At 72.0% G+C, this 7,471-nt stretch carries 7 protein-coding genes; 6 read left to right on the top strand and 1 reads right to left on the bottom strand.

What is annotated here, in order from left to right; all coding sequences use genetic code 11:
• Window positions 1-40: 40 nt before the first annotated feature.
• On the bottom strand, window positions 41-655 hold the full coding sequence (locus tag ACFQ8C_RS35770) for a DUF461 domain-containing protein (RefSeq protein ID WP_383465965.1): 615 nt from the start codon (window positions 653-655) through the stop codon (window positions 41-43).
• 606 nt (window positions 656-1,261) lie between these two features.
• Here ACFQ8C_RS35770 and ACFQ8C_RS35765 point away from each other — a divergent pair.
• The 6 genes from ACFQ8C_RS35765 (at window position 1,262) to ACFQ8C_RS35740 (ending at window position 7,424) form a co-directional block, all read left to right on the top strand.
• Window positions 1,262-1,744, top strand: a complete 483-nt coding sequence (locus ACFQ8C_RS35765) for a CarD family transcriptional regulator (protein WP_003953493.1) — start codon at window positions 1,262-1,264, stop codon at window positions 1,742-1,744.
• Between the two features lie 264 nt (window positions 1,745-2,008).
• Window positions 2,009-2,758 (top strand): 2-C-methyl-D-erythritol 4-phosphate cytidylyltransferase, encoded by a 750-nt coding sequence (gene ispD, locus ACFQ8C_RS35760; RefSeq protein WP_383465964.1) that lies wholly within the window; start codon window positions 2,009-2,011, stop codon window positions 2,756-2,758.
• Window positions 2,748-3,245, top strand: a complete 498-nt coding sequence (ispF, locus tag ACFQ8C_RS35755) for a 2-C-methyl-D-erythritol 2,4-cyclodiphosphate synthase (protein WP_383465962.1) — start codon at window positions 2,748-2,750, stop codon at window positions 3,243-3,245. Before ispD ends, ispF begins: the two co-directional genes overlap by 11 nt.
• A gap of 74 nt (window positions 3,246-3,319) precedes the next feature.
• Window positions 3,320-4,717, top strand: a complete 1,398-nt coding sequence (cysS, locus tag ACFQ8C_RS35750) for a cysteine--tRNA ligase (RefSeq protein ID WP_383465960.1) — start codon at window positions 3,320-3,322, stop codon at window positions 4,715-4,717.
• Between the two features lie 89 nt (window positions 4,718-4,806).
• On the top strand, window positions 4,807-5,763 hold the full coding sequence (rlmB, locus tag ACFQ8C_RS35745; RefSeq protein ID WP_383465958.1) for a 23S rRNA (guanosine(2251)-2'-O)-methyltransferase RlmB: 957 nt from the start codon (window positions 4,807-4,809) through the stop codon (window positions 5,761-5,763).
• A 95-nt stretch (window positions 5,764-5,858) separates the two neighbouring features.
• The gene (locus tag ACFQ8C_RS35740) at window positions 5,859-7,424 is read left to right on the top strand and encodes a DoxX family membrane protein (protein WP_383465956.1); all 1,566 of its coding nucleotides are present in this window, start codon (window positions 5,859-5,861) and stop codon (window positions 7,422-7,424) included.
• Window positions 7,425-7,471: the final 47 nt, after the last annotated feature.

The raw sequence follows: 7,471 nt of genomic DNA, 5'->3' as shown, positions 1-7,471 counted from the left end.
GTCGGGGGCGCCCTCTCGGCGTACTACGGCGGGGTGGGGCTCAGTGGCCGGAGGACTGGCCGGCGTCGCTGCCCTCGGTGCCGTGCTCGCCGGCCTCGGCCTCGGCCGTGGCGGTGGGGCTGGCGGACGGCGGGAGCGGGATCTCGGACGGGCCGAAGTCCTTGAAGTAGCTCGTCGAGGGGACGACGAAGGCGTCCAGGGCGACGTCGCCGGTCTCGCTGAGCTTGAAGACGACCTTCTGCGCGTCGCCGTTCTTCGCGGCCTCGTGGCCGTTCTCGATGGTGGCGGTGGCGTTGCCCTCGCCGCCGATGACGACGGAGCCGCCGGCGGGGACCACGACCGGGCCGGAGCCCTTCGCGGGCTTCAGGGCGACCGCCGCGTTGCTGCCGGGCAGGCTGATCGACTCCAGCGTCTGCGCGTCGCGGCCGTTGTTGAAGAGGGTGGCCGAGACGACGGCCGGGCCCTTGGCCCCGGGCGTGGGCTGGGTGATGACGAGCGCGTTCTGGATCTTGACGTCGTCCACCGTGACGGCGGCGTTGTCCGGCCGGACGCCGAGCGTCTGGGCGTCGTTGCCCGCCCCGCATGCGGAGAGCGCGGCGATCGAGAACACGATGGCGGTGGCGGCGAGAGCGCCGCGTCGAAGGCTGCGGCTCACGGCGGCGGCAACTCCTAGGACGTACGGACGGAAAGGGCTAAGGACCAGCTAAAGGTGCGTCAGCGCGCTTAGGTTACCGAGCCTGACTCTCCGTCCCGCACCCGACCCGCCCCTTAGCGTCCGGCGCCCCCGCGCCCGGCGGTGTGGGAGACGCCCGCGCGCGGTCCGCGCGTGGCCGGAACACATCCCATTGGCCGGGCGTTCACATAACCGACGTGATCAATTCCGGCGGTGGCGTCGCATTCCGCATGCCTTCCCTTACGGAAAAGCACGACCGGGTCGCCCGCTGATCAATTCCGGATTCTCGGCGTGATCCATCCGTACGGGTGGTCGATCCTCGAACGGAGTACGTGAAGCACCCCACTCCGGGCCGGACGAATCGGGACATACAGCCCTCCTTGGTAGGTCCCGGATGTGCGTGACGTGCGCGTTTCTCTCCGTCGATGCAGCCGCTCCGACCTGCGAATACCGCCTTCCGGAAGCCCTCCGCAGCACGCGGGCGACGCACTTGTCAAGCCCCGAGATATGCCCTGACCTGCGGAAACGCCATTCAGAAGAAGCCGTTTCCGTGTTACCCTGGATAGCCACGGAAGGGGTACCTGTCACATGACGTTCAAGGTTGGCGACACCGTGGTCTATCCCCATCACGGGGCCGCGCTGATCGAGGCCATTGAAACTCGCCAGATCAAGGGTGTGGACAAGACCTACTTGGTGCTCAAGGTCGCGCAGGGCGACCTGACGGTTCGCGTGCCGGCGGACAACGCGGAGTTCGTAGGCGTGCGCGACGTTGTCGGGCAGGACGGGCTGGACCGGGTCTTCGAGGTGCTGCGCGCGCCGTACGCCGAGGAGCCGACGAACTGGTCCCGCCGCTACAAGGCGAACCTCGAGAAGCTCGCCTCCGGCGATGTCATCAAGGTCGCCGAAGTAGTCCGCGACCTCTGGCGCCGGGAGCGCGAGCGCGGTCTCTCCGCAGGTGAGAAGCGCATGCTCGCGAAGGCTCGGCAGATCCTGGTGAGCGAGCTCGCGCTCGCCGAGAACACCAACGAGGACAAGGCCGAGGCCCTCCTCGACGAGGTGCTCGCGTCCTGATCCATGGCTCACGCCATGCCGGGAAGCGATACCCAGCAGCAATGCCGCGGTGCCCGCTGACGCGCTGTGAATCCCACGATTCCACAGTGCCGTCGCCGGGCACTGCGGCATGTTCGTCTCTCTTTCCCTCCCCGAGCTCCACGGCTCCAGCACGGCGACGCCTCGACCGTCGTCACGGAAAGGGCCCGGTCGAGGCGTCGTCTCACAGCCTGCTGACGCCATACCCACGTCGCCCGCGGAAACAAACCTGCCGGAGTGCAACCGATGTCTGACGAAGCGCGTCCTCCTCGTACCGCCGTGGTGATCCCGGCCGCTGGGCGGGGCGTACGCCTCGGCCCGGGCGCCCCCAAAGCGCTGCGCGCGCTGAACGGCACCCCCATGCTCGTCCACGCCGTCCGCGCGATGGCCGCCTCCCGCGCGGTCCGGCTCGTCGTCGTGGTCGCCCCCGCCGACGGCGTCACCGAGGTCAAGCGCCTCCTCGACGACCACGCCCTCCCCGAGCGGACCGACTACCTCGTCGTCGCCGGCGGCGACACCCGCCAGGAGTCCGTCCACCTCGGCCTCAAGGCGGTCCCCGAGGACGTCACCACCGTCCTCGTCCACGACGCCGCCCGCCCCCTCGTCCCCGTCGACACCGTCGACGCCGTCATCGAGGCCGTCCGCGACGGTGCCGTCGCCGTCGTCCCCGCGCTGCCCGTCGCCGACACCGTCAAGGAGGTCGAGCCGGCCGCGGAGCCCGGCGCCCCCGAGCAGGTCGTCGCCACCCCGGTCCGCGCCCGTCTCCGCGCCGTCCAGACCCCCCAGGGCTTCGACCGCGCCACCCTCGTCGACGCCCACGCCACCGTCGCCCTCGCCGGCGAGGGCGCCACCGACGACGCCGGGATGGTCGAGAAGCTCGGCGCCCCCGTCGTCGTCGTCCCCGGCCACGAGGAGGCCTTCAAGGTGACCCGTCCCCTCGACCTCGTCCTCGCCGAGGCCGTACTCGCCCGCAGGAGGGCCAACGATGGCTTCTGACCCGCCCCTCGTCCCCCGCACCGGCATCGGCACCGACGTCCACGCCTTCGAGGAGGGCCGCGAGCTCTGGTGCGCCGGCCTCCTCTGGGAGGACGAGCAGTACGGCCTCGCCGGCCACTCCGACGGCGACGTCGCCGCCCACGCCGCCTGCGACGCCCTCTTCTCCGCGGCCGGCATCGGCGACCTCGGCGCCCACTTCGGCACCTCCCGCCCCGAGTGGGCCGGCGCCTCCGGCACCACCCTGCTCGCCGAGGCCGCCCGGATCGTCCGCGCCGAGGGGTACGAGATCGGCAACATCGCCGTCCAGGTCGTCGGCGTCCGCCCCAAGATCGGCAAGCGCCGGGACGAGGCGCAGAAGGCGCTGAGCGAGGCGGCCGGCGCCCCCGTCTCCGTCTCCGGCACCACCACCGACGGCCTCGGCCTCACCGGCCGCGCCGAGGGCCTGGCCGCCCTGGCGACGGCCCTGGTGTATCCCGTGACGCGGTAGGGACATGGGAAAAACGTGCCCCGCGACCGGGAATCGGTCGCGGGGCACCACCGCACGCCCACTACCCTGGACCCGTGACTATTCGCCTGTACGACACCAGCGCCCGGCAGATCCGTGACTTCACCCCGCTCATGCCGGGCTGCGTCTCGATCTACCTCTGTGGCGCCACCGTGCAGGCGGCCCCGCACATCGGGCACATCCGGTCGGGGCTGAACTTCGACATCATGCGCCGCTGGTTCGCCTACCGCGGCTACGACGTCACCTTCGTCCGCAACGTCACCGACATCGACGACAAGATCATCGCCAAGGGCCGGGACCAGAACCGCCCCTGGTGGTCGATCGGCTACGAGAACGAGCGCGCGTTCAACGCCGGCTACGACGCCCTGGGCTGCCTGCCGCCCACGTACGAGCCCCGCGCCACCGGCCACGTGCCCGAGATGGTCGAGATGATGCGCGGTCTCATCGAGCGCGGTCACGCCTACGAGGCCGACGGCAGCGTCTACTTCGACGTGCGCTCCTTCCCCGGCTACCTGGAGCTCTCCAACCAGGACCTGGACGACCTCCGCCAGCCCGACGAGGGCGTCTCCGGCAAGCGCGACCCCCGCGACTTCGCCATGTGGAAGGCGACCAAGCCCGGCGAGCCCGACTGGGAGACCCCGTGGGGCCGCGGCCGTCCCGGCTGGCACCTGGAGTGCTCGGCCATGGCCCACAAGTACCTCGGCTCCGTCTTCGACATCCACGGCGGCGGCCTCGACCTGATCTTCCCGCACCACGAGAACGAGATCGCCCAGGCCAAGGCCTTCGGCGACGAGTTCGCCCGCTACTGGGTGCACAACGCCTGGGTCACCATGAGCGGCGAGAAGATGTCGAAGTCGCTCGGCAACTCGGTCCTCGTGAGCGAGATGGTGAAGAACTGGCGCCCCATCGTCCTCCGCTACTACCTGGGCACCCCGCACTACCGCTCGATGATCGAGTACAGCGAGGAGTCCCTGCGCGAGGCCGAGGCCGCCTTCGGCCGCATCGAGGGCTTCGTCCAGCGCGCCACCGAGAAGGCCGGCCGGACCGTCCCGCCCGCCGCCGAGGTGCCGCCGGCCTTCGCCGAGGCCATGGACGACGACCTGGGCGTCCCGCACGCGCTGGCGATCATCCACACCACCGTCCGCCAGGGCAACAGCGCCCTCGGTGCCGACGACAAGGACGAGGCCATCGCCCGCCTCGCCGAGGTCCGCGCCATGCTCGGCGTCCTCGGCCTGGACCCGCTCGACCCCCAGTGGGCCGACGAGTCCGGCGGCGGCGAGGAGCTCCACGGCGTCGTCGACACCCTGGTCCGGCTCGTGCTCCAGCAGCGCGAGGCCGCCCGCGAGCGCAAGGACTGGGGTACGGCGGACGCGATCCGCGACCAGCTCACCCAGTCCGGCCTGGTGATCGAGGACAGCCCCGACGGTCCCCGCTGGACCATCGCCAACCGATAGAACACCCCGATGATGTGCCGCCCGGAGCCCCGGGCGGCACACTTCACTTACAGACTTCCGCACGTACGCCAGAGGAACAGGTAGCAGTCATGGCCGGGAACAGCCAGCGCAGGGGACGTCGCACGTCCAACAAGAAGGGCGCGACGATCGGCAGCGGTGGCAAGCGACGCCGCGGCCTCGAGGGCAAGGGGCCGACGCCCAAGGCGGAGGACCGCAAGGGCCACAAGGCGTTCCGCGTCTCCAACGCGATGGCCCGGAACGCGGCCAAGCGCAAGCCCGTCGCCCGCCGCGGCGGCAAGGGCCAGTCCGAGATGGTCGTCGGCCGCAACCCGGTCTTCGAGGCGCTCCGCGACGGCGTGCCCGCCACCACCCTGTACGTCCAGCAGTTCATCGACAACGACGAGCGCGTGCGCGAGGCCCTCAACCTCGCCACCGGCCGCGGCAACATCAACATCATGGAGGCGCCGCGCCCCGAGCTGGACCGGATGACCAACGGCCTCAACCACCAGGGCCTCGTCCTCCAGGTCCCGCCGTACGAGTACGCGCACCCCGAGGACCTCGCCGCGGCCGCCTACGACGAGAACGAGGACCCGCTGATCGTCGCCCTCGACGGCGTCACCGACCCGCGCAACCTCGGCGCCGTCGTCCGCTCCGTCTCCGCCTTCGGCGGCCACGGCGTGGTCGTCCCCGAGCGGCGTGCCGCCGGCATGACCGCCGGTGCCTGGAAGACCTCGGCCGGCACCGCCGCCCGTACCCCGGTCGCCCGCGCCACCAACCTCACCCGCTGTCTCCAGGAGTACCAGAAGGCCGGTCTCACGGTCGTCGGTCTCTCCGCCGACGGCGACACCGAGGTCCACGAGCTGGAGGCCCTCGAAGGCCCCGTCGTCATCGTGGTCGGCTCCGAGGGCAAGGGCCTCTCCCGGCTGGTCGGGGAGAACTGCGACTTCCTCGTCCGGATCCCGATGCCCGGCGGTGCCGAGTCCCTCAACGCCGGTGTCGCCGCCGGTGTCGTGCTGTACGAGGCGGCCCGCCGCCGCATGGCCTGACCCGTACGGGTTAAGCGCCCCGGCCGTGATCTTGACGGGCCTCGGACATTCAGAGCCCGTCAAGGCAGTGTCCTAACCCCGCGTCACTCGGTTAGATGAGTGTGGACACCAGAACGCCCCGGCCGGGGTTCGACGATCAGCCGGCGTTGAGCATGGTCAAGGTGGATTCCGATCCCGCCCAGGTGATCGTGAACCACGCCAGCTTCCGGGTGCGGCTCGCGCCGGCCCAGCAGCCGAAGTTCGCCGCGAACCCGCGCGTGGCCGGCCTCTCCGGCGCCGGCGGCGCGGGAGCCCCGCGTCGCCGACCCGTCGTATGGACCGGGAAGGCGGCGCCGGGCGCCACCGGGCTCCTCCAGGCCGTGCGCGAGGCCGAGGCGGCCCCCGGCGCCGCGGTCTCCACGCTGGAGCCGACCACCCAGACCATCCCGCGCATCGACGACACGATGCCCACCCCCGTCGTGCCCGCCGAGGCCGCCGTCCCCCTGCTGCCGCCCATGCGGCGCGCCGAGGGCGCCTACGACGACGTGTACGAGCCGCGGCTTGAGCCGGAGGCGTACGAGGAGCCCCGGGCACCGCACCGGCAGGGCACCGACCCGGTCCGCCACGCCTACTACCCGGGCCGCCGGATGAACCTCGGCGTGGTGCTCCTCCCGCTCCGCGTCTTCCTCGGCTTCATCTCGATCTACGCCGGCATGGGCAAGCTCTGCGACCCCGTCTACTTCGACGGCGGCGAGCGCGGCTCCATGGTCAAGTGGCTCACCCAGCTGCACCCCTGGCCGCTCGCCGAGCCGCTGCGGGACTTCGCGCTCCAGCACCCGGTCGGCGCCGGACTCACCGTCGCCTTCCTCCAGGTCGTCGTCGGCGTCCTCACCGTCCTCGGCCTCTGGCAGCGGGTCGCCGCCGTCGTCGGCGCCCTGCTGTCGGCCGCGCTCATCCTCACCGTCAGCTGGCGGACCGTCCCCGTCTACGACGCGCCCGACATCATCTACCTGGCCGCCTGGTCGCCGCTGATCATCGCCGGCGCCCCCGTCTACTCCCTCGACGCCCGCATCGCCGGCGAGGCCTGGCGGACCCTCGGGCCGCGCGCCGAACTGTGGCAGCTGCGCCGCCGGGTGGTGCGCCGTTCGACCCTCTTCGCCTCCGTCGCCGTCGGTCTCACCCTGCTGGTCGGCTCGGTCCTCGGCGGTGCCGTCCGCTCCACCGAGATGGTGACCGTGCCGGGCCCGAACGACGACCCGATCAACCACCTGCCGGGCCAGCCGCTTCCCACCGAGCCCGAGAAGAGCCGCACCCCCTCGCAGTCGCCGCGCGGCGAGCGCCCCGAGCCGTCCACGTCGACGAGCACCGAGGCCCGCGAGGAGCGGGAGGCTACCCAGGAGGCGACCCGGCCGACGGAGACCGGCTCCGGCTCGTCCTCCCCGACGCAGGAGCGGCGGCCGACCGCCACGGACGGCACCGGCGGCACGAGCAGCCGGACGCCGACCGAGTCGAAGCCGGCGCCGCCGCCGGCCACCAGCGACAGCCCGAGCGGCACCTCCGGCGGTTCCTCCTCCTCCGGTGGTTCCTCGACCGGCACGCCCAGTCAGGAGACGCCCACGGAGGAGGCGACCACGGGCGGCGGCGACGCCCCGAAGAACCCGATCGGCGGCCTGCTGGGCTGAGCCCGGAGCCGTACGCGCACGAGAGAGGCGGCCACCGTCCCCGGGGA

The sequence above is a fragment of the Streptomyces sp. NPDC056503 genome, assembly GCF_042794995.1.
Lineage (GTDB): Bacteria > Actinomycetota > Actinomycetes > Streptomycetales > Streptomycetaceae > Streptomyces.
This window is presented reverse-complemented; position numbering and strand designations above follow the sequence as displayed.

Coding starts and splice junctions, on each gene's coding strand:
- ACFQ8C_RS35765 (WP_003953493.1), top strand. CDS start 1,262: ATGACGTTCAAGGTTGGCGACACCGTGGTCTATCCCCATCACGGGGCC.
- ispD (WP_383465964.1), top strand. CDS start 2,009: ATGTCTGACGAAGCGCGTCCTCCTCGTACCGCCGTGGTGATCCCGGCC.
- ispF (WP_383465962.1), top strand. CDS start 2,748: ATGGCTTCTGACCCGCCCCTCGTCCCCCGCACCGGCATCGGCACCGAC.
- rlmB (WP_383465958.1), top strand. CDS start 4,807: ATGGCCGGGAACAGCCAGCGCAGGGGACGTCGCACGTCCAACAAGAAG.
- ACFQ8C_RS35740 (WP_383465956.1), top strand. CDS start 5,859: ATGAGTGTGGACACCAGAACGCCCCGGCCGGGGTTCGACGATCAGCCG.